17 protein-coding genes and 1 pseudogene are annotated in these 21,094 nt (G+C 56.1%); 11 read left to right on the top strand and 7 right to left on the bottom strand.

From position 1 onward, the window contains the following. The first annotated feature begins 101 nt into the window (after window positions 1–101). On the top strand, window positions 102–1,526 hold the full coding sequence (locus H6973_03105; GenBank protein ID MCP5124644.1) for a threonine synthase: 1,425 nt from the start codon (window positions 102–104) through the stop codon (window positions 1,524–1,526). A gap of 112 nt (window positions 1,527–1,638) precedes the next feature. Next, window positions 1,639–2,268 (top strand): carboxypeptidase regulatory-like domain-containing protein, encoded by a 630-nt coding sequence (locus tag H6973_03110; GenBank protein MCP5124645.1) that lies wholly within the window; start codon window positions 1,639–1,641, stop codon window positions 2,266–2,268. Window positions 2,269–2,309: 41 nt separating this feature from the next. Here the strand turns inward: H6973_03110 and H6973_03115 are convergent, their stop codons facing one another. Next, a complete protein-coding gene (locus H6973_03115) occupies window positions 2,310–4,331 on the bottom strand; it encodes a hypothetical protein (GenBank protein ID MCP5124646.1) in 2,022 nt (673 codons plus the stop codon). Window positions 4,332–4,493: 162 nt separating this feature from the next. Between H6973_03115 and H6973_03120 the strand changes: the two genes are divergently transcribed. The 5 genes and pseudogenes from H6973_03120 (at window position 4,494) to H6973_03140 (ending at window position 11,001) form a co-directional block, all read left to right on the top strand. Next, the gene (locus H6973_03120; protein ID MCP5124647.1) at window positions 4,494–7,355 is read left to right on the top strand and encodes an AMP-binding protein; all 2,862 of its coding nucleotides are present in this window, start codon (window positions 4,494–4,496) and stop codon (window positions 7,353–7,355) included. A 284-nt stretch (window positions 7,356–7,639) separates the two neighbouring features. Continuing rightward, window positions 7,640–8,814 (top strand): annotated as a pseudogene (locus H6973_03125) (IS630 family transposase). 189 nt (window positions 8,815–9,003) lie between these two features. Next, the gene (locus H6973_03130; GenBank protein MCP5124648.1) at window positions 9,004–9,693 is read left to right on the top strand and encodes an IS630 family transposase; all 690 of its coding nucleotides are present in this window, start codon (window positions 9,004–9,006) and stop codon (window positions 9,691–9,693) included. Then, complete coding sequence (locus H6973_03135; GenBank protein MCP5124649.1) at window positions 9,694–10,059, top strand: transposase; 366 nt, start codon at window positions 9,694–9,696, stop codon at window positions 10,057–10,059. Window positions 10,060–10,692: 633 nt separating this feature from the next. Further along, window positions 10,693–11,001, top strand: a complete 309-nt coding sequence (locus H6973_03140) for a hypothetical protein (GenBank protein ID MCP5124650.1) — start codon at window positions 10,693–10,695, stop codon at window positions 10,999–11,001. Window positions 11,002–11,183: 182 nt separating this feature from the next. Here the strand turns inward: H6973_03140 and H6973_03145 are convergent, their stop codons facing one another. Next, window positions 11,184–14,324, bottom strand: a complete 3,141-nt coding sequence (locus tag H6973_03145; protein ID MCP5124651.1) for a DUF4214 domain-containing protein — start codon at window positions 14,322–14,324, stop codon at window positions 11,184–11,186. A 203-nt stretch (window positions 14,325–14,527) separates the two neighbouring features. Beyond that, the gene (locus H6973_03150) at window positions 14,528–15,466 is read right to left on the bottom strand and encodes a hypothetical protein (GenBank protein ID MCP5124652.1); all 939 of its coding nucleotides are present in this window, start codon (window positions 15,464–15,466) and stop codon (window positions 14,528–14,530) included. A gap of 251 nt (window positions 15,467–15,717) precedes the next feature. Between H6973_03150 and H6973_03155 the strand changes: the two genes are divergently transcribed. From H6973_03155 to H6973_03170, 4 genes are all read left to right on the top strand, one after another. Beyond that, complete coding sequence (locus H6973_03155) at window positions 15,718–16,377, top strand: fumarylacetoacetate hydrolase family protein (GenBank protein MCP5124653.1); 660 nt, start codon at window positions 15,718–15,720, stop codon at window positions 16,375–16,377. A 5-nt stretch (window positions 16,378–16,382) separates the two neighbouring features. Next, the gene (locus tag H6973_03160; GenBank protein MCP5124654.1) at window positions 16,383–16,961 is read left to right on the top strand and encodes an NAD(P)H-dependent oxidoreductase; all 579 of its coding nucleotides are present in this window, start codon (window positions 16,383–16,385) and stop codon (window positions 16,959–16,961) included. Between the two features lie 119 nt (window positions 16,962–17,080). Then, window positions 17,081–18,328: a glycogen synthase gene (glgA, locus tag H6973_03165; GenBank protein ID MCP5124655.1), complete on the top strand. Its 1,248-nt coding sequence runs from the start codon at window positions 17,081–17,083 to the stop codon at window positions 18,326–18,328. Window positions 18,329–18,387: 59 nt separating this feature from the next. Then, window positions 18,388–19,188 (top strand): DUF2189 domain-containing protein, encoded by an 801-nt coding sequence (locus H6973_03170; GenBank protein MCP5124656.1) that lies wholly within the window; start codon window positions 18,388–18,390, stop codon window positions 19,186–19,188. A 135-nt stretch (window positions 19,189–19,323) separates the two neighbouring features. On the opposite strand, the gene H6973_03175 is transcribed toward H6973_03170, so the two are convergent. The 4 genes from H6973_03175 to H6973_03190 all read right to left on the bottom strand — a co-directional run bounded on the left by H6973_03175 (window position 19,324) and on the right by H6973_03190 (window position 21,075). Further along, the gene (locus H6973_03175) at window positions 19,324–19,875 is read right to left on the bottom strand and encodes a transposase (protein MCP5124657.1); all 552 of its coding nucleotides are present in this window, start codon (window positions 19,873–19,875) and stop codon (window positions 19,324–19,326) included. Between the two features lie 86 nt (window positions 19,876–19,961). Then, on the bottom strand, window positions 19,962–20,294 hold the full coding sequence (locus H6973_03180) for a DUF5615 family PIN-like protein (protein ID MCP5124658.1): 333 nt from the start codon (window positions 20,292–20,294) through the stop codon (window positions 19,962–19,964). After that, window positions 20,291–20,518, bottom strand: coding sequence for a DUF433 domain-containing protein (locus H6973_03185; protein ID MCP5124659.1), 228 nt, complete (start codon window positions 20,516–20,518; stop codon window positions 20,291–20,293). Before H6973_03185 ends, H6973_03180 begins: the two co-directional genes overlap by 4 nt. 209 nt (window positions 20,519–20,727) lie before the next feature. Then, window positions 20,728–21,075 carry a hypothetical protein gene (locus tag H6973_03190; GenBank protein ID MCP5124660.1) on the bottom strand — a complete coding sequence of 116 codons (348 nt, stop codon included), beginning with the start codon at window positions 21,073–21,075 and terminating at the stop codon, window positions 20,728–20,730. Window positions 21,076–21,094: the final 19 nt, after the last annotated feature.

A 21,094-nucleotide genomic window follows, 5' to 3' on the forward strand; every position in this document is an offset into this window, starting at 1 on the left:
AGACTAAACCAGCGCTGATGTTGATTGGCCAGAGTAACCACTTTGACTGAAAAGCGTTTATAAAGCGTATTTGACACGAAATTTAACGAGGAATCACCCACATGCGCTACATCAGCACCCGGGGCGGCATGGCCCCCGCATCCTTCTCCGACATTCTGCTAGGCGGTCTAGCCCCGGACGGTGGTCTGACCTTGCCGGAAGACTATCCAACCTTGGCGCCGGGGGAACTGGCGAGTTGGCGTGGGCTGTCCTACCCGGAACTGGCTTTCGCGATCCTGCACAAGTTCGCCGATGACCTGCCGGCGGAAGATTTGCGCGCGCTGATCGACAAAACCTACACAGTCGAAGCGTTTCGCACTGAGGATATTACCCCGGCTAAAACCTTGCTGGATGGCGTCTGGTTGCTGCAATTGTCCAACGGCCCGACTCTGGCGTTCAAGGACATCGCCCTGCAATTACTCGGAAACCTGTTCGAGTACGCGCTGCTCAAGACCGGCGGTCATCTCAATATTCTGGGCGCGACTTCGGGCGATACCGGCTCCAGCGCCGAATACGCGATGCGTGGCAAACGCAGCATCCGGGTGTTCATGCTGTCGCCGCATCAGAAGATGAGCCGGTTTCAGACCGCACAGATGTTTTCGTTGCAAGACCCCAATATCTTTAACATCGCGGTGCGCGGGGTCTTCGACGATTGCCAGGACATCGTTAAGGCGGTGAGCAACGACGCCGAGTTCAAGGCCCGTTACGCCATTGGCACAGTTAATTCGATCAACTGGGCGCGGGTCGCTGCGCAGATTGTTTATTACTTCAAAGGCTGGCTGGCAGTCACCGAGCATGACGACCAGGAAGTATCGTATGCCGTGCCGTCCGGTAACTTTGGCAATATCTGCGCGGGTTATATCGCCAAACGTATGGGTTTGCCGATTCGCCGGTTGATCCTGGCTACGAATGAAAACAATGTGCTCGATGAATTCTTCCGCACTGGGGTTTACCGGGTGCGCAAGCCGGATCAGGTGACGCACACCAGCAGTCCCTCGATGGACATTTCCAAAGCATCTAACTTTGAGCGTTTTATCTATGATGCCGTCGGTCGCGACCCTGGGGTTGTCCGTGAACTCTGGCGGCAAGTGGATGACTATGGATTCTTCGACTTGTCCGGTACGGATGCTTTTCGCGACATCCAACGGTTCGGTTTTGTGTCTGGATCAAGCAATCATCCAAACCGCATGGCGGTCATCCACCGGGTATACCAGGAATGTGGCGTCATCATCGACACCCACACCGCTGATGGAGTGAAGGTCGGACTGGAGTATCGCGAGGAGGGTGTGCCGCTACTGTGTTTGCAAACCGCCCTGCCGGCTAAATTCGAGGAGTCGATCGTCGAGGCGTTAGGACGACCGCCAGAACGCCCGGTAGGGTATGAGAACATTGAAGCGTTGCCGCAACGGTTCGAGGTAATGGAGGCGGATGTCAACAAGATCAAGGCGTACATCCGCCAGAAGGATGCGCCTGTTGTTCAGAGATGATCCTTAAACAGGATGGGAATCAATAGGCGCTCTCCAAACTCTAATGATTGAGACAGTTCATTTAGAAAGTCCATTTTTGACACAGCTCATGGAAAGCAAAAGGAGATCGGAAATGGCTATGATCCGTTTGATCAACTTAACCATAGTAGCGCTCGCGCTCAGCACTGGATTGAATCTGCTGGCCAGCGCGCAACAGACAGACTCTGTTCCTCCTGCCTACAGCCCGCCTCCGTCTCAGCAACCACTCTCGCCGAGTGAAGGTATCCAGTTCTATACCCGCCCCGGTTATGGTGAACCTGCGCCGGTTGCTCCGGCGCGAACTCCGTCTTATCCCGGTTGGGATCGTGGTTATGCTGGGATGGATTCAGGGGAGGATAGCGGTCCCGATTGGTTGCCGCCCGGTGGTCTGGTCCACATTCAGGAGAGTCAAGGCGTTCGGTACGTCTCGGGAGGGATTGGCGAAGGCGAACGCGATGAACTCAATGCCTTGTCCAGTCAATTCAACCTGCGCCTGTTGTTTGCGATGCAGGGTAGTGGTGATTATCTGGCCGATGTTCGGGTGAGCATCATGGACGAAAGCGGCAAGACGGTTCTCAACGCGGAATCTCAGGGACCGTGGTTTTTCGCGCAATTGCCGCCCGGCGCTTATCGCGTAGAAGCTAACGTGCTCAATCAGACGCAACAACAGGCGGTCCGCGTGAGCAGCACCCGTCAATCCCATTTGAATTTCTATTGGCGCTAAAGCTTCTGCCCACGGCGCACCGCCGCGCTGGGGATAAATTTTCAGCCTCCTCGCTTGCGGCGCTTGGGGGCTGCCTGTTTTTCCAGCAACTGTTGCGCGGTGCTGGAACCTGTGTATTCGACAATCTCCCGCAGGGTGGGAATCCTTAGCATCGCGCCCTCCTTCAAATAATCCATGCTCGATTTGGAAAACGCCTGGGGGTTAGCCATAAATAGCGCCTTCATCATGATATCCCGGTCAATACTCGGATCAGGACGAACATCGGTTGCGACATCCCACAAGCGTTGATTAGCGGAGATCGGACCGTATTCATCACCTCCCTTGTATCGGAGTCGAGAAGGTTGGGCCGATTCCATTACTGACGGTTTTTTATCAGAAGCGTGTTCAGCTGAGTCTGTTGGCGGTGATTCAGCGGGCAGTGGTTCTTCAACAGTCTCTAGCGTAGGAAGTTCAGAAGGCGATGCTTGAACGAGCGGTTGGCTGGGCGGTTCTTCAGTCGACTCCGGCATGGGAGATTCGCTGGACGGCTCTTCAACGAGTTCCGCCACCGGAGATTCGACAGGAGGCAAAACCTCGGCAGCCGCTACCTCCTGTGTTGATGCTTCCGAGTCAGTGACGGTCATCACTGGGGTTTCTTGCTCGGAAACCATCGTCGTGAGCGTCTGAGTTGCCGCCGTCGTAATTTCTGCGGCCACAAAAGACAGCAACGGCGTGGCTGAAACCGGCTCCAGATGTTGCGAATCTGACTGGGAGGCTATCGCTACAGGTTCGGATAACGTGGTTTCCAGCGCCGGTTCCGGTTCCAGTTCCGGTTCGGAAACTTGGGCAGGTTCCGATTCCAACACGGCGACAGACGCCAGTTCCGGTTCCGGGGAAGGAACTTGGACAGGTTCGGGTTCGGGTTCGGGTTCGGGTTCGTGCGTGGTCACTGACGCCGGTTCGGGTTCGAGTTCGGGTTCCTGCGCGGCCACCGACGCCGGTTCGGACGCAGGTTCGGGCGCGGGTTCCGGTTCCGGTGCGGCCACTGACGCCGGTTCGGGTTCGGGTTTGGGTTCGGGCGCGGCCACTGACGCCGGTTCGGGTTCGGGTTCGGGAGCGGGCGTGGCCACCGGCGTGGGTTCCGGTTCCGGCGTTTGGACGGTAGTTGGGGCAGGTTCCTGTTCGGGTTTAGAGACCATCGGTTCAGGCGCTGATTCAGCGGGCAAACTCCCTTCGCTCTTTGGCGGAGAAGGGTTGGGGGAGAGGGGCAACGCGGCTGACTCTTCCACCGCCGCCAGGCGCAGAGCAATCGGCGAACCGGTTAAATCGGCGATTTCCCGGTAGCTCGGCACACGCAGCATAGCGCCGATTTTGAGACCATCGATGCCTGCGCTGGAAAATGCTCCGGGATTCGCCTTGAACAGCGCCTGCATCATCTGTTCGCGGGTAACTCCCTCCGGGCGGAGTTTGAGCGCAATGCCCCATAACCCTTCGCCTGACGCAACCGGACCATAGACTTGGCTGGTTTGGTCAGTGAATGCCACCGAGGAGGTTCCCACCGGGAGGGGTGGCAATTCGGGCGCCGCCGCATGAACTTCAGCCTTCGTCGCCGGGGGAGATGGCCTTGTCGCTACTATCCGGGGTTCGCTGAGAACGGTTTTGGTCCGGCCACCCGCCGGTTGCGCCAATCGCTTCACTGGATCAAGCAACACGGTAAATTCGCGAAACGTCTTGCCGCGCGGCCAACCAAACTCCAGCAATAGCGCCAGCGATGGCTCGCGGATCGGTTCGGTCGAAACTACCTTAACGTAAACCCGGCTTTCTTCATCATACTGAATAGAGAAAACCAACTTTTCCAGGGTCGGCGTCTGATCAAGTCCGAATTCCTCGAACATTGCCGGGGACGCCACCTTGACCGAAACCCGGGTAATATCTTCAGGAATCAGGGTTGGTAACGGAATCCTGGCATCGAATAGCTGATTCAATGCCGATTGGACTTGAATCTCGCTGACTTCCAGAGCCAGGGCGCTCATCGGACCCCAGAGCCATAAAGCCAGCCCACAGTGAAATAATCGACGGATCATGAACGGATATCCTCATGCAAGCCGCAGCGACATGGCAAAACTGGCCAATTATTGCCGATACAACACGCTTTCTTCACTTTCTATTCTATAAAATGTCAGGCTTAAACGCCGGAGCCTGGTTCAGGTTGCCGCTTAAATCCTCGCTACCTACGGACTGTCGCCATGTCTTCCGATCGTGATGGACTGCCTACTTCCGCTGAAACAGCGACTTCTTCCACGCCGGATATTATTGAGGACGCCGCTGCGCGCCTGCTAACCCTGCTGCGCGAGCTGTTACTGGAAATTCGCCAGTCGGAGCGCGCTGTCGAAGGGCTCTCGTTGGACAGTCATGTCGATCGCGACCTGGCGCTGGACAGCCTGGCGCGTACCGAGTTATTGCAGCGCATCGAAAAAGCCTTCCAGGTTCGACTGGATGAACAGGTGCTCACGGTCGAAACCCTGCGGGATTTGCTGGCGCTTATTCAACAAGCCCGAGGCGAACCCATGAAAGCCATCACTGTGGTTGAACCACAGGCCGCCACCCTGGAACGGTCTGCCGCCAGCGCGCCAGCTCGCGCTACTACGCTGCCTGAGGTCCTCGATTGGCATAGCGAAGCGCACCCTGACCGGGTCGCTATCCAGATTTACGGTGCGCATGACCAGATTGATCATACCTTCACCTACGCCAGTCTGCGTCAAGGCGCGCGGGCCGTGGCAACCGGGTTGCGAGGGCGTGGATTGCAACCGGGGCAGACCGTGGCCATCATGCTGCCTACCGGCTCCGAATACTTTCTCAGCTTCTTTGGCATCCTGTTGGCCGGCGGGATACCCGTACCGATCTATCCGCCGGTGCGTCCTTCGCAAATCGAGGAACATTTGCGCCGCCACGCCCGGTTGCTGCGCAATGCTGAATCCGTAGTCCTCATCACTGTTCCCGAAGCCAAGCTGGTGGCGCGACTGCTTCAGGCGCAAGTCGAACATTTGCGGCATGTCGTCACAGCTGACGAGCTGGCACAGGAACCGGCGTCGTGGAGCGATGCGGCCATTAAAACCACGGACCTGGCCTTTTTGCAATACACCTCGGGCAGCACTGGCGATCCCAAGGGAGTGATGCTAACCCATGCCAACCTGTTGGCTAATCTACGGGCTATGGGACCGCGAGTGGACGCCAACTCCAATGATGTGTTCATCAGTTGGTTGCCACTCTATCACGATATGGGGCTGATCGGCGCTTGTCTGGGCAGCTTGTACTACGCCTTCCCGCTGGTGGCGATGTCGCCGCTCAGCTTCCTGGCGCGGCCCTCGCGCTGGTTATGGGCGATTCACCGGCATCGCGGCACACTGTCCGCCGCGCCCAATTTTGCCTATGAACTCTGTGTGCGCGCCATCCAGGATCACGAGATTGAAGGTTTGGATCTCAGCTCCTGGCGCATGGCGCTCAATGGCGCGGAACCGGTCAGCCCGGCGACTCTGGAGCGTTTCATTGCCCGCTTTGAACGCTACGGTTTTCGGCGAGAGGCAATGGCGCCAGTCTATGGACTGGCTGAGTGTTCGGTCGGACTGGCGCTGCAACCGCCGAACCGGGGGCCAGTCATCGATCGGGTGCAACGTCAAGTCTTCATGGCCAATGGCCGGGCGGAGCTAGCCCCACCTGATGATGAAAACGCCCTGCTCTTTCCCGCCTGTGGTCAGCCCATTCCCGATCACCAAATCCGCATTGTTGATGAGCAGGGCCGTGAGTTGCCGGATCAGCGGGAAGGTCGCCTAGAGTTCAAAGGCCCTTCGGCCACTGTCGGTTATTACCGTAATCCCGAGGCAACCCGTCGGCTGTTCCCGCATGGCGATGACTGGCTGGATTCCGGCGATCGCGGTTATCTGGCCGATGGCGATATTTACCTGACCGGACGGGTCAAGGATTTGATTATTCGCGGCGGACGCAACATTTATCCCTATGAACTGGAGCAGGCGGTGGGCGAAATTCCCAGCATTCGCAAGGGTTGCGTAGCGGTCTTTGCCAGTAGCGATCCGGCGACTGGCAGTGAACGCCTGGTCGTGGTGGCCGAAACCCGCGCGACGCAACCGGAAGCGCGGGAGCGTTTGCGGCAGCACATTCAGAATGTCAGCGTCGATCTATTGGGAATGCCACCGGACGATGTACGGCTGACGCCGCTGCGTACGGTGTTAAAAACCTCCAGCGGCAAGATCCGCCGGGCGGCGATTCGGGAATTGTATGAGCAAAATGCGCTGGGGCGCGGTGGCCGGGCGATCTGGCTGCAATTGACGCGGATGACCCTGGTCAGCGCCTGGGCGCGGATGCAGCGCTTGGGACGAAATGTCGGTGAGCGGCTGTTTGCCGGGTATGCCTGGGCCGTGTATGGCGTGTTGGCGCCCTTTACCTGGTTGGGCATCATGATCCTGCCAAGACCGGAATGGCGCTGGACGCTGGCCCGGATGGCGTCTCGACTATTGGCGTGGGCTACAGGAACGCCACTGACCGTGTGTGGACTTGAACATCTACCGGCGGGCGCTTGCATCCTCGTGGCGAATCATTCCAGCTTTCTGGACGCTTATGTGTTGATGGCGGCGATTCCCCGCCATTTTCATTATGTCGCCAAGCGGGAATTGCTGGATAACCACTGGATCGCCCGACCACTGCAACGCATCGGCACCCTGTTTGTTGAGCGTTTCGATGTGCAGCGCAGTGTAGAGGAGGCGCGCAAGGTGGCTGAGGCCGCTCACGCCGGTCAATCCCTGGGTTTTTTCCCGGAAGGGACATTTAAACGGATGCCCGGTCTGTTATCGTTCCGCATGGGCGCGTTCATGGCGGCGGCGCAGGCGGGCGTTCCAGTAGCGCCGGTGACGATTCGCGGGACGCGCGATATTCTGCGCGCTGGCTCCTGGTTTCCCCGTCGAGGACGCTTGGAGGTCATTGTTGAACCGTCGATTCAACCGACCGGCGATGACTGGTCAGCGGCAGTGCGCTTGCGGGATGCGGTGCGGACGGTGATTCTGCGCAACTGCGGCGAACCGGATGCGGGGGAATAGGCATGAGGTTTCAGGGTTCAGAGGTCGGATTTTCTGGTCGGCTCAATCCTCAGATTGAGCGTTCGCGTGCTGAAGGGTAGGGCGGGTTAACGTAGCGTAACCCGCAGCCGCCGAAGTCCATGAAAATCATAGTGTTGCGGGCTGGCACCCTAACCCGCCCTACACACAATTTATAGTCAAAAAGTTTTTAGATAGTTTGAAAAACTGCTACTAGTGGGCTGACACAGAAGTTTTGACAGGTAGCGGTGGGTGCCCTATGGTTGAGATCAACAGGAGGAATCACCATGGCCCACAAGTATCTGGTTGATCTAACTGAAGAGGAGCGGGAAGACCTGCTGAAGGTCATTCATAAAGGCAAGGCAGCGGCGCGCAAGGTTGCCCGTGCCCATGTGTTGCTGCAGGCTGCGGAAGGGGCGACGGATGAGGCCATTGCCCAAAGCCTTCACTTGGGGATTTCGACCGTTCATCGTACCCGTCAACGGTTTGTCGACGAAGGGTTGCTGGCGGCGTTAAGCGAGCGGCCACGAGTCGGTTTGCCCCCGGCCTTGACCGGCAAACAGGCCGCCTTTCTGGTCGCCTTGGCCTGTAGTACCCCGCCCGCTGGCCGTTGTCAGTGGACTCTCCAATTGTTAGCGGACCGCTTCATGGAACTCCGGCCCATCGAAGCCATTTCCCGTGAGAGTGTGCGGCGCATCCTTAAAAAAACGACCTCAAACCCTGGCAACGTCAAGAATGGTGTATTCCCAGTGTCAGTCCCGATTATGTTTGGCATATGGAGGATGTGTTGGACCTGTACGCCGAACCCGATGATCCTCAATACCCCCAAGTGTGCTTCGATGAAAGTCCGGTGCAATTGACCAGCGAAACCCGCTGTCCTCAACCCGCCCGCCCGGGTCAACCGGCGCGCTATGACTGTGAATACAAACGCGAAGGCACCGCCAATTTATTTCTATTCGTACAACCCTTGCGCGGGTGGCGTCATGTTAATGTCACGAAACAGCGCACCAAACGCGATTTTGCCCAGCAAATGCAGCAACTCGTTGATGTGTACTTTCCGAAGGCGGAGCGAATCCGGTTGGTCGTGGATAACCTCAATACCCACACTCCTGCGGCCTTGTATAGTGTCTTTTCTCCAGAGGAAGCCCGCCGGATCACCCGCAAGCTCGAATTTCATTACACCCCCAAGCATGGCAGTTGGCTCAATATGGCGGAATGTGAGTTCGCTGTTCTCGCCGGCCAGTGTTTGAATCGCCGCATTGCGAACCTCGAAACTTTGCGGAAGGAAATCGCCGCTTGGCAAGGCCCACGCAACCTACGTCAGACCAAAATCCACTGGCAGTTCGGCACCGACTTGGCCCGGGTCAAACTCAAGCGCCTCTATCCTCCCTTGAAATCTTCTGAAACCCCGGTGGACCTAGAAACCTCTGAACCTGTCAAAACTTCTGTGTCAGCCCACTAGCGCATCAAAAAGATTTTGAAAATTTGAAACTACTTTCCTCAACTTTCCCTTAATAATGGCCCAGTAGTTTTCGATATAGGCTTGCCAACGATTATCCCTACATTATCAACGAACTGAGCGTTAATCAAATTGTCTAATAACTATAGAAGACCTCTTTAGAGACTCTAAATTTATAGAGGAGGTGCGGCAATGAACGCGGAATGGATGTTTGATGCACGTAAAATACCGGATGAAGTGATGAATTACATCCGGCGTATTGCGGTTCGCGCGGTCGAAGAGAAGCATTATGGTCCGGAGCTTGTTGCTGATTTTTTGGGTATCGACCGAACGAGTATTTATGATTGGCTTCGCAACTATCGTTATGAAGGAGAAGAAGCCCTGGATACCCGGAAAGCGCTCGGCGCCACGTGTGTGATGACTCCGGATATTGATCGATGGTTAAAAGAAACGATACTCAATACGACGCCGGCGGATCATGGCTATGATACGGTTTTATGGACTTTAGAGATCATGGTTAATTTATTGAAAGAGTACTTTGGTTTATGGGTATCGGATGCCACGGTTCGTCTGCATTTACATCAATTAGGACTGAGTTGTCAAAAACCTTGTTATCATGCCTTAAACCAGGATCAGGAGGAAGTTAAAAAGTTTATTAATGAAGAATTTAAAGAGATTCAGAAGCGGGCTCAAGAACTTGGAGCGGATATTGCGTTTCAGGATGAGTCATGGGTTCAAGGCCATACGCGTTCTGGACGGACGTGGGGCTTAGTCGGTCATCCGCCTGAAATTAAAGTGAGTGATGACCGGGGTGGGTTTCACATTTTATCGATGGTTACGGCGACGGGCGAGTTAATATTTGAAGTGACCACTCAAAAATGAGTGAGTGGGGTTTTCATTGCCTTTTTAGAGAAGGCATTAGAGGGTCGAGAGCGCCCATTAATTGTCATCACGGACAATGCGTCTTATCATACCTCGAAAGAAGTCAAAGCCTTTCTTGAGACGCATCGAAAACAAATCCGCTTGTTCTTTCTTCCCCCCCACTCGCCAGAGTTAAATCCGGATGAACAGGTTTGGAATGAGATCAAAAATGATCATCTGGAAAAGGAGCCAATTAAAAACCGGGCTGATTTCAGAGCGCGCGTTTATTCTGCTTTGGAAAAGCTAAAAGAATTTCAGGAAAGGGTCAAATCATTTTTTAGGCTCCCTGATACTCAATACGCTAATCCTGAAAAAGCTCCAGCATGATTTTTGTGGGGATAACTATTAGCAAGACAATAGGATTTAAATCAGGTGAATAAGGTGATAAAAATAATAATTTATGTCCATTTTCTTCAATATCCCCCGTTTATAGATACTGACGAATCCAACGATTTAGAGTGTCCATCCCTATTTTGAAAAGCGCAATGATATCAATTTTCGACATGCCATTCAAGTAGCTCTGTATCACTCTTGTTCTTAAATCTTCACTATACTGCTTGGACATTGATCGCCATCCGTTCGGCGGTGCGGGATGAGGGATGACGAAGGTCATTGTCGCTCAGTGACCATACAGTGACGATCAGCCCTAGCCGAGAGATGCACCGGACTCGACACTATAGACCTTACTTGACCTATATGGAGACCCGCATGAACATCCGCTAAACCCTTCGGCAAAGTCAGCCGCCTTTCACGCAGAGGCGGCGCTGAGCGCGATAATCACCCATTCATGAGAGGCGGCCGGAATTCTGATGTGAATCTATCTGGGTAACTTGCAAATTTAAGCTGGAGTGGAATTGTTTTAAATAAAAATTTCAAGTGTTCATCAAGTAACGTTTTTAACGTTCCTTTGAGCAAACCGGCGCAACTGCGCAATAATGGCCTTTAATCAGGAGATACGACATGAAGAAATCTTTGATCACTCTAAGCGGATTGTTATTGCTAATGGGAACTGGCGTCGCGCTGGCGCAGTGGAATAAAGGAAGTGGAGCTTTTCCTCCTTTTGAAGAGGTCGACACCAATAAGGACAACATGGTCAGTATGGATGAAGCGAAAGCACATCCGGGTGTGGTTGCCGCGGTGACGAAGGGAGCAGATACCGCCGAGGCGGACATGAAGAGTTTTTTTAGCGCTGCTCATCAGCAGGATAAGAACAAGCCTTATGATTCCCCCATAACCAAGGAGGAGTGGCGGGGCATAACCGGCCAGTAAGCAAATATCGGTTGGCAGGCGTTGCTGAACGGTTGGGCGCGACCTGTGGCCGGCTTTGAGTAACCGGTAGGTAACAAACCCAAACAGCCTACCGGTTACTAACGCACGAAGACGTCGATTGGATCGACCTGAACGCCCGCATTGCCGAGGTGTATCGCCAACTCGCTGGAGGTGAACGCTTATCAGAATCCCAACCCCTGCATGAAGTCGGTGAACTCTTGGGAATAGAGGAAACCGGCCATCGCGGTATTGCGCGGCATACCGCCCGCCAACTGCTCCAGCCAGAACGCATAGCCGTCCTCATCCGGTTCGCGCTGGAAGAAGGTCAGATACAGGTTGGTGATGAATTGCCGGTCGGTGGTGTTGCGACCCAGGTATTCCTCACTGTTGAAAAAGAAGTTCGCCATCTCCCGAAACACCGGTTTGGCGTCTTCCCCTTGCACCTGTTTCTCAGCGATCAAGCCTTGCCAATAAGCCAGCCCCTCCGCTTCGGGTTCCCGTTCGAGGATCGAGACGTAGTAGTGGGTGATCAGCGTGGTGGCCGCCGGATCGGCGATGACCACGGAATAGCTTTCCTGGGTCGGGGCGGGGGCGTCACTGCGGGCCAGGACTTGGACGGTGAACGGGTAGCGCCCCACGCGGGTGGGCGTCCCGCTCAGGGTCGCGGTCGCGCCATTGCCGGTCAGGGCTAATCCGTCCGGTAACGCGCCCGCAGCCAGGCTCCAGTCGTAAGCAGAGTCCGCTGGACATTGGCCTTGATCGCACTGGACCTGGAAGTCGGCGCGGTAGGGTTCGCTGATGGGCAGAACGGCGGGCACCGCGCCGTCAATGGTGTTGAGGGTAATACCGGGGCCGCCCGGATCGAGGATGTTGCCGTCCACCGCAAGATCAGAGTCGCCAATGTCGCCATCGACGATCAGCAGGGTGATGGCGTTGCCTTCGATAATTGCGCCGGGCAGGACGTACCAGTGCGGTTCCGGGTTGTCGCGGGTGCGACCGTATTTCCAGTATTGGGCATTGGGGGGCAGCGGTTCCGGGTACACCGTGGTCAGGGCCAGGACGGTTTGGCCGGGCTCACAACCGGTGACGGTGATTTCCAGCAGGCCGTAGAGCAGGGTGACGCCATTGGGGCCGGTGGTGGGTGCGTCCGGATCACCCACCTTGAGGGTCCGGGTGGTGATGTCGGCGGTGGTGCAGGCTTCCGCGACGCCGTTGAGGGTTTGTTCCGGTTGCTCCGGGTTGGGTTGGGTGAAGGTAAAGTCACGCACCGTGAGCACGGTCTCTTTTGTGGCCTGCTGATTCAGGGCGTCGGTGACGGTCAGCTGGACTGCGGCGATGTTGCGCTCGACCGGGGTCCCGCTCAGCACGCCGCCCGGTGTAAGACTCAAGCCCGTAGGCAACCCGGCGGCAGTGAAGATGTAAGGTGGTTGTCCGCCGAGCGCGGCGAGCGTTTGCGAGTAAGGAACATTGACCAGGGCGTTCGGGAGATGAACGGTGATCAGGGTCAAGCCCGTACTCACCGTCAGCAAATAACGGCGTGAACTGCGCTGTCCAAGGGCATCGGTCACCGTGACCGTGACCACGAAGGGGCCGCTGGCGGTCGGCGTTCCCCGGAGAATGCCCTCGGTGGTGAGGGTCAAGCCGGTTGGCAATCCAGTCGCGGCGTAGGTATAGGGATATTGGCCGCCAATGGCGGTGAGGTAGGTGGCGTAGGGGACCTGAGCGATGGCGTCGGGCACGTCCGGCGTGGTCACCGCAGGCGCGTCAGCGGTGACGGTCGCCGTGAAGCGGGCCACCACCGCGCAGTCAGCCGTGATCGGACTGGTGGTGTAGGTCGTGCCGGTCAGGGTTCCTCCACAACCGGCAACGATGGCCGTGTAACCGGTGTCAGGGGTGACAGTCAGGGTGGCGGTGGCGTTGGGATTAACGGCCTGTGTGGCGGGGGTGATGGAACCGTTGATGCCGGTGATAGCGGTCACGGTATAGGCGCTGGTGTTCGGATGGAAACTGGCGCTGATCATACAATCGCCAGTGATCGGGGCGGTGGTGTAGGTGTTTCCGGCGAGTGTGCCGCCGCAGCCGGTGACGTCCGCCGCATAGCCCAGATCGAGGGTGACCGTGAAGGTAGCGCGAGCGCCGCTGTTGACGGTGGCGGTGGCCGGGCTGATCGTACCACCCGCGCCAGCGGAGGCTGTGACCGTGTAAGTGACAACGCTGCCGCCGCTGCCGAATTCCACTGCGCCGATGTCGACCGTACCGCCGACGATGCGCGGGAAGCCGGCACCCCGTTGGTCAGTGGTGACATCGGCGGGAATCAGGGTGTTATCGCCGGCGTTAATCGCAGGACTGCCGGCTGCCAATGCGTGCGTAGGGGTGGGGCCGCCGTTGTCGAGGAGATCGCCGATGGCTGTCGTAATCGGCCCAGCCAACACCAAGTCCGTTTCCGCGCGCGTGGCGTTCACCAAGCCATTGACACCATTTTCGCCGAACAGATTGTGACCTTGAGAAGTGAAGCCAGATTCGGCGCCATTGAAGACTTCATTGCCGGTAGACGCGATATTACCGGCGACCAGGCTATTACCTACATTCACGACATTACTATATCCGTTGTAAATTCCGCCACCGCTGCCGACCGCAGCGTTGCCGGTCAGGGTGCTATTGATGACAGTCAGTGTCTTTGCATAGCGGTCATTAAAAATTCCACCCCCGTCGCCGCGGGATAGATTGCCAGATATCGTGCTATTGCGCACTGTCAGTGTGCCACTGTTACTGATTGCGCCACCACTTCCTCCATTACCGGCCACGGTAGACTCGCTCAGGGTAAGAATGCCTTCGTTTTTAATTCCGCCGCCGACCGCGAGACAACAATGATAATGATAATTATTGAGCAAGACACATTGGCTTATAGTTAGGATACCGGAATTAACAATGCTGCTACCACTATCCCGGATCGTTAAGCCGCGTAGGGTCGCACTCGCACTGGAGCTGCTGAAAACCACTGATTGTCCGTTACCGCTCACAGCCAGGATATCGCTCCCGGGACCATTGATGGTGAGCCGGCTACTAATTGCGATTTCCCCGCTAGTCAAGGTAATCGTTCCGGTCAGGCCCGGCTGAAATTCAATCGTGTGGCTACCTGTAGCCGCATTGGCGTCAAGCACTGCTTGGCGCAACGAACCCGGACCGCTGTCATCCAGATTGGTGACGGTGAAGGTTGCAGCCTGCGCCACAGGCAAGCTCAAGGCCAGAATCAGAAACAGGCTCACTGCCCCGGCGTACCAGCCCCGTGAGGCCCAACGCCGCCAAATATGATGAATACTCATGAAACATTATCCTTGATGGGTGAATAAACTACGGTTCACTTTGTAATGATAGCGACAAAAGGAACCAGTTGAGAACACGAAACATGATCTATGTGGGAGAAAGGATAACGTAAAAAAATAGAAATGTGACAGTTTCTCTCGTAGATGAGCGGTATACTCTTTAATAATCCACGGCGCTTCGTTTGCAACTCGCAAAGAGCTTCTCAGGGCATCGCTTCATTCGGATCAATGCCCGCCTGTTTCAGTAGCGCCAACAGCCGCTCCTTCTCCGCCCGCTCCTGTTCGGCGCGTTGTTGTTCCTGTTCTGCGCGTTGTTGTTCCTGATCCGCCCGTTGTTTTGCCTGTTCGGCCTGTTCCCGCACCTGTTCCAATTCCCGTTCAATATCCTGCAACTCTTCCAGGACCTCGTCTTCCAGATCCATTGCATCGGCAATTTTCGGCTCGGCCACCGCCCGCTGGAGTCGCCGCAAAATCGGTCGATACCGTTCCGGCATTTCCGCTTCGTCAATCGTCAGCAAGTGCCGGTCGCCATGCACCCGGCTTTGGTCAAAAACTTGCAACATTTCTTCTACTTCGGTTCGCCGTCGCCCCCGCAGTTTCGGAATCTGGATCACATAACTGTCATGGGTCAGGCTTTCAATGAACGCCTCCTTTTGAGCTAAGGGGGTTCCGGTCGCCACATCGGTGACGTCCCGCCGCACCCGGATCACTGGCGCATCGGTGTGCTCCAGCGCGTGGCCCAGAAAATAGATGGTCAGCAGCGGCAAGCCTTGTCGCACCCGTTTGGCCTTCGCCTGACCGGCGTTCAACTCGACCTCACGAGTGTTGTCCGGGTCGCGGTATTGCGCACCCAGATAGCGCCGAAAGCGCATGATATCGGTTGGGTATTTGGCTTTTTGCAGTTCGATCAGCACCTGCCGTTCTTCGCCCGCCGCATTGCGTACCCGTGCGGCAAAGTCCATCCGGTACACAGTCAGGATGCGTTCGCCTGGACGGTCGATTTCGCTGGTGCGTTCCTGCGGGCGAAATTCCAGACTGACGATTTCCTCCTGCAGGATGCCGCCAATTAGCAATTTCGCCAGGGCATTGTCTTCCAGCAGATACTTGAACACGGTGTCATACAGGGGGTTAGCGATGTACATGGGGGTAGTTCCTCAGACCTGGAGCAGCGGCGGACCCCATGAAGCATAACGCAAAAAAATGGCCCTGGAGCAAACATTACCGAGGATCAACGGTATACTTGAACGATTTACTAATCGCATTTGAAGGCGGACGCACACTCGATCGTCAGCGCATCGATGCCTTCAAAGCGGCTTGCCTGCTAATCAATTCCTCTCCCACAGAGAGATTTACAGAAGAAAAAACAGCACATCATCGACGCAGGAAACGTATCATGATCTATCAACACCGTTATCTGGACGGCAGTCCGCTTGATCTGCCCATCGGCAAAATTGTATGCATTGGCCGAAACTATCTTGACCATATTCGCGAACTGGATAACCCGGTTCCCGAAACACCCATCCTGTTCATGAAACCGGCTACCGCTCTGGCCGCCCTGGACCAACCCATCCAGTTACCTGTGGGACGCGGTGAATGCCATCACGAGGTCGAGTTGGCGGTGCTGGTCGGGCAACTGTTGCAAAACGCTGAGGCTGAAACCGCATGCCAGGCGGTCGCGGGCTATGGCGTTGGTCTGGATTTGACCCTACGCGATTTGCAAAACAAACTGAAGAAAAAGGGTCATCCCTGGGAAACCGCCAAGGCGTTTGACGGCTCCTGTCCGTTGTCGCCGTTCCTGAAACCGGAGGCGCTTCCTCATCCCCAGGCAACTGATTTAAGCCTCAGTGTCAACGGTGACGTTCGTCAGAAGGGGAATACCCAACAGATGATGGTCAGTGTTTTTGAACTGATGGCCTACATGTCCACGCACTTTAGCCTGCAACCGGGTGATGTAGTGCTAACCGGAACCCCGGCGGGGGTCGGGCCTCTCGCCCCCGGCGATGTCCTGATTCTGAATCTGGCCGGATACGAGTTTTCCGCACGAGTGGCCTGAACGGCATGAATGTCCTGATTATCTACGCGCATCCCAATCCGCGCAGCTTCAACCGGGCTATTTTGGAAAAGGTCGACGCCACTTTGCGCGAGCAGGGTCACGCCACCCGGATTCATGACCTTTATCAAATGCAATTTCGCTGTGTCCTGGATAGCGAAGATTTATTGCGCAACTGGCGCGGCAACCTGGCGGACGATGTGCAACGCGAACAGGCAGCGGTTCGCTGGGCGCAGGGACTGGTATTGATCTATCCGATCTGGTGGTTTGGCCCACCGGCGATTCTGAAAGGTTGGATCGACCGGGTTTTTACCCGAAAATTCGCCTTTGACATCGACACCCACGGCATGCGCGGCTTGCTGACGCACGAACGGGCGCTGATTCTCAATACCCTGGGCGGGGATGAAGCCACTTACCAACGGGAGCGCTGGCATGAATTGCTGGTTCGCCCTATTGCCGAGGGCGTACTTGGTGCCTGTGGCGTTCGTAATATCGTTCACCAAGCGTTCTATCAGGTGCTCTCGATCTCTCATGCCGAGCGGCAGGCGATGCTGGATCAGGTTGGCGTCCTGGCAACCGCGTTCTAACTGCCCTTCCAAAAACCATGCAGTGCTTGGCATAATGCCCGCTATTATTCGCCCGTCGTCGCGGCGGGTTTTAAAACAACCCACACTGCCATCCACTAGGCCAAGGGAGCATAACAACAATGCGCGTTCTGCTGACCACGAATGAATATCCGCCCTATGTTTATGGCGGCGCCGGCGTTCACGTCGAGTACCTGTCCCGCGAACTGGCGAAGCTCACCCCGGTCGAGGTGCGCAGTTTCCACGACCAGACGCTTGATGACGGCCAATTGCATGTGCGCGGCATTAAAATGGACACTACCCATTTTGCCGGTTGTCCACAGTCCTTTGTTTCACCACTCAAGGCGCTGAGCACCTGTCTGGCTTTCGTAGGCCAAGGCATTGGCGATGACCTGGAAGGCGGCAATGCCGAAATTATCCACTGCCACACTTGGTATGCACACTTCAGCGGCATCCTCGCCAAAATTCTTTACAACATCCCAATGGTGATTACAGTCCACTCGCTGGAGCCGCTGCGACCCTGGAAGCGTGACCAACTCGGGCATGGCTATGATTTGTCGCGCTGGATCGAGAAAAGCGCCCTGGAGACCGCCGACGCTATCATCGCCGTCTCGCGCAGCACCCGTGAGGATATTTTGCGATTGTTCGATGTCGATCCAACCCGAGTTGTGGTGATTCCCAACGGGATCGATACCGAAGAATATCAGCCGATTCACGCCCCAGACGTGTTGAGCAAACACGGCATCGATCCTGACCGTCCTTTTGTGCTGTTCGTCGGACGCATCACCCGGCAGAAAGGGTTGTACTATCTGTTGCAGGCCATCCCTCATATTGATCCGAAATTGCAAGTTGTGCTGTGCGCTGGCGATGCCGATACTCTGGCCATGCAACGTGAAATCGAAGAGATTGTCCGCGAACTGCAAAGCCACCGTTCCGGCATCGTCTGGATTCCCGAGATGTTGCCGCGCAAGGAAACGATCGCGCTTTACTCGCACGCCACCATCTTCTGTTGCCCCTCGATCTACGAACCGTTTGGCATTATCAACCTGGAAGCCATGGCCTGTGGCACCCCGGTGGTCGGCAGCGCTGTAGGCGGTATTTGCGAAGTTGTCGTGGAAGGTGAAACCGGTCTGCTGGTCGACCCACATCTGTCCTTGGAGTCGCCGCATGACCCGGTTTCGCCCGCTCGTTTCGAGCGCGGTTTGGCTGAAGCCATCAATCGGATTGCTAACGATCCGGAATTGTGCCGGCAAATGGCTGAAGCGGGCCGCGAACGAGTCGAGCGGCATTACAGTTGGCGCAGTATTGCCCAGCAGACCTATGACCTCTATCGCCGTTTACGTTCTCAACGCAATGGGAACAGTGATTAAAATTTCGGTCTTACTCTCATCGCTCCAACCAAAATTCGACTACTGAAGGAGGCACTGCGATGACGGATACGATCCGGGTTGTGGAAAGCTCGTTGATAACGCCGAAAGTTCGGATTATCGCCACCGACCGGCCTTGGGAGTGGCTAGGCGCCGGCTGGAAAGATCTGTGGCAAGCGCCGGCGGCGAGCATTCCTTATGGACTGATTTTTATGATCATGGGGTATGTGCTGGTTTATTTGGTCGAGGCGCAATTTCATTACGCATTGGCCTTGACCACCGGTTTTCTTCTCGCAGGTCCGTTCCTGGCGATGGGCCTGTATGACATCAGCCGCCGGTTGCAGATGGGTGAACCGGCGACTTTGGGACATGCGCTCACCGCCTGGCGGCATAATACGATGCCGATTTTGCTGTTCGGCATCGCGATCGGTTTGCTGATGATTGTCTGGGCGCGTCTATCCGCGGTGCTTTTCGGGTTGATCATCACCGGCCAGAACATGACCCTGAGTAGCGCGGTCTCCCAAATATTCTTTTCAGGGAGCGGCCTGACTTTTCTACTGGTCTTCATTGGCGTAGGCGCCGTCATCGCCGCCGTAGTTTTCGCTATTAGCGTAGTCGCCATTCCAATGATGCTGGATCGCAAGGTCGACTTTATTACCGCGGTGCTAACCAGCCTTACCGCCGTCCGCGCCAATCCGGGGCCGATGGCGCTGTGGGCGGCGCTGATCGTGGTCTTTACGGGGATTGGCCTGATCTCCTTCTACATCGGTCTGGTGATTGCCCTCCCGCTGATCGGCCACGCGACCTGGCATGCTTACCAGGAACTGGTTGACGATAGCTCAATCGAGCAGCAACCGGTCTAAACTCTCTTTGCCCACCGTCAAAACTGACCGGATGCAGGGCGCGGTTATGGCTGATGCCTGACCCGCCCTACGCGCTGATCAACCGGCCAGTTGGGTAGTTGGGTAGGTCGGGCAAAAGCGCAGCGTTGCCCGACATCATTCCCCAAAGCTCGCAACATTGGCCGCCAGTTCGGGATGGCCCGCCCAATCCAGCGGATACGCGCCGTTTTCCACGAAGCGGTGAAAACTCGAATAGGGCCAATCCGCTACCCGCGCCACAAGGCCATGTTTGACCGGGTTGTAGTGGAGGTAGTCGCAGTGAATGTCGAAATCGCGTTGATCACGAATCGCATGTTCCCAGAACCGCCGTTGCCAAACGCCCCGGCGTCGATAGCGGTGGCGGGAGTCCGTCGTCGGTTGTTCGCCGCCACCCGCCGCCAGCCAGGATTGGGTGAAGTGTTTTTTGATCGCGCCCCAGCGTTTGGAATAATCGGCGTCGTCCGGCGGCAAGGTCCAGATGGCGTGCAGGTGATCGGGCAACATCACCAGGGCATCCACCCGGAACGGCCAGCGTTGCCGGCCATCGCGAAACGCCGCGCGCAACAAGTCCCGTGCCCGATCGTTGCCCAAAATGGCCGCCCGTCGTTCCGTGACCACCGTGAAAAAGAACGACCCGCCCGGCACATAGCACCGCCGGTAATCCGCCATATTCCCCCGTAGGGTACGCACCGCGTACCAGTCATTGTCCACGCCCCGAAAAAGGTACGCGATGCGTACCCTACCTGGCTACCTGGCTAATACAAGTCGACACACGCGGCATTTGCCGTGATCAGCGCAGATTCCAGCAATTCCCGACGGTTGATCAGCGCTTGAGCAGTCATTTGCCAGGTTTGATTACCGGTTTTCAGCAGAATGATTTTAGGAGGCTGCCCATATAACGTGGACAGATCAACGAAATCGCTATCCTTGGTGACAATGATAAAATCGTGCTGACGAGCGTAAGCCCAGATGGACGTGTCTGATGATCGCTCCAATCCCAGTAAGGCTATTTGTGAAGAACCCGGATAGTGGAGGGCGATGAGTGATACCATTCGCCTGGATAAATTCTCGTCGAGTAGAAGCTTCACGCTGCTTTAATCCAAGTCACCGTTCTTTCCCGATCAGCAGCAAAAGCCAGGCAAGCCATGATATCGGTATGGGTTAATTCGGGGAAATCTTCGATGATTTTCGCTGGCGTCATACCACTGGCCAACCAACCGAGCACGTCATAAACTGTGATCCGCAAGCCCCGGATGCAGGGTTTGCCGCCGCGCTTGTCAGAGTCTATAGTAATAATATCATTATATACCATAATATTACCTTTGTTTTTCATTCGTAACTATCCCCAACACTATCCAACTTTTCCTGTTGGAGCAACCCCTGTTGGCCCGGTCATGCTGAAGCCCAATAAGGCTCAGAGATAATAGGCGCTCCGGCTTTCTAGCGGAAGCGGCGCGAGCGGCAATGCGCTAGGTTTAGCAAGGGGTAGGTCGGGCAAAAGCGCAGCGTTGCCCGACGGGTTCAAAGGATTGGAGGCACATGTCGGGCACGTCCTGTGCCCGACCTGCCTGGCTGATAGGTCATGACCGTGAAGAAGTACGTTGCGCCGGGCGTGGTTGAACGGCGATAGCGCATTGGCCAATTTCCGAGTAGGTCGGGCAAAAGCGTAGCGTTGCCCGACGGGTTGATGGGGGTGGAGGGCGCATGTCGAGCACGTCCGGTGCCCGACCTACCTGGCTGATAGGTCATGACCGTGAAGAAGTACGTTGCGCCGGGCGTGGTTGAACGGCGTAGCGCATTGGCCAATTTCCGAGTAGGTCGGGCAAAAGCGAAGCGTTGCCCGACGGGTTCAAAGGATTGGAGGTGCATGTCGGGCACATCCTGTGCC

This window comes from Gammaproteobacteria bacterium (assembly GCA_024235095.1).
Classification (GTDB): domain Bacteria; phylum Pseudomonadota; class Gammaproteobacteria; order Competibacterales; family Competibacteraceae; genus UBA2383.

Excerpts from the sequence above, each read along its gene's own strand:
- H6973_03150 (MCP5124652.1), bottom strand. The coding sequence starts at position 15,466 with ATGTACATCGCTAACCCCCTGTATGACACCGTGTTCAAGTATCTGCTG.
- H6973_03110 (MCP5124645.1), top strand. The coding sequence starts at position 1,639 with ATGGCTATGATCCGTTTGATCAACTTAACCATAGTAGCGCTCGCGCTC.
- glgA (MCP5124655.1), top strand. The coding sequence starts at position 17,081 with ATGCGCGTTCTGCTGACCACGAATGAATATCCGCCCTATGTTTATGGC.
- H6973_03175 (MCP5124657.1), bottom strand. The coding sequence starts at position 19,875 with ATGGCGGATTACCGGCGGTGCTATGTGCCGGGCGGGTCGTTCTTTTTC.
- H6973_03155 (MCP5124653.1), top strand. The coding sequence starts at position 15,718 with ATGATCTATCAACACCGTTATCTGGACGGCAGTCCGCTTGATCTGCCC.
- H6973_03160 (MCP5124654.1), top strand. The coding sequence starts at position 16,383 with ATGAATGTCCTGATTATCTACGCGCATCCCAATCCGCGCAGCTTCAAC.
- H6973_03170 (MCP5124656.1), top strand. The coding sequence starts at position 18,388 with ATGACGGATACGATCCGGGTTGTGGAAAGCTCGTTGATAACGCCGAAA.
- H6973_03140 (MCP5124650.1), top strand. The coding sequence starts at position 10,693 with ATGAAGAAATCTTTGATCACTCTAAGCGGATTGTTATTGCTAATGGGA.
- H6973_03130 (MCP5124648.1), top strand. The coding sequence starts at position 9,004 with ATGAACGCGGAATGGATGTTTGATGCACGTAAAATACCGGATGAAGTG.
- H6973_03190 (MCP5124660.1), bottom strand. The coding sequence starts at position 21,075 with ATGCACCTCCAATCCTTTGAACCCGTCGGGCAACGCTTCGCTTTTGCC.
- H6973_03185 (MCP5124659.1), bottom strand. The coding sequence starts at position 20,518 with ATGGTATATAATGATATTATTACTATAGACTCTGACAAGCGCGGCGGC.
- H6973_03120 (MCP5124647.1), top strand. The coding sequence starts at position 4,494 with ATGTCTTCCGATCGTGATGGACTGCCTACTTCCGCTGAAACAGCGACT.
- H6973_03145 (MCP5124651.1), bottom strand. The coding sequence starts at position 14,324 with ATGAGTATTCATCATATTTGGCGGCGTTGGGCCTCACGGGGCTGGTAC.
- H6973_03115 (MCP5124646.1), bottom strand. The coding sequence starts at position 4,331 with ATGATCCGTCGATTATTTCACTGTGGGCTGGCTTTATGGCTCTGGGGT.
- H6973_03105 (MCP5124644.1), top strand. The coding sequence starts at position 102 with ATGCGCTACATCAGCACCCGGGGCGGCATGGCCCCCGCATCCTTCTCC.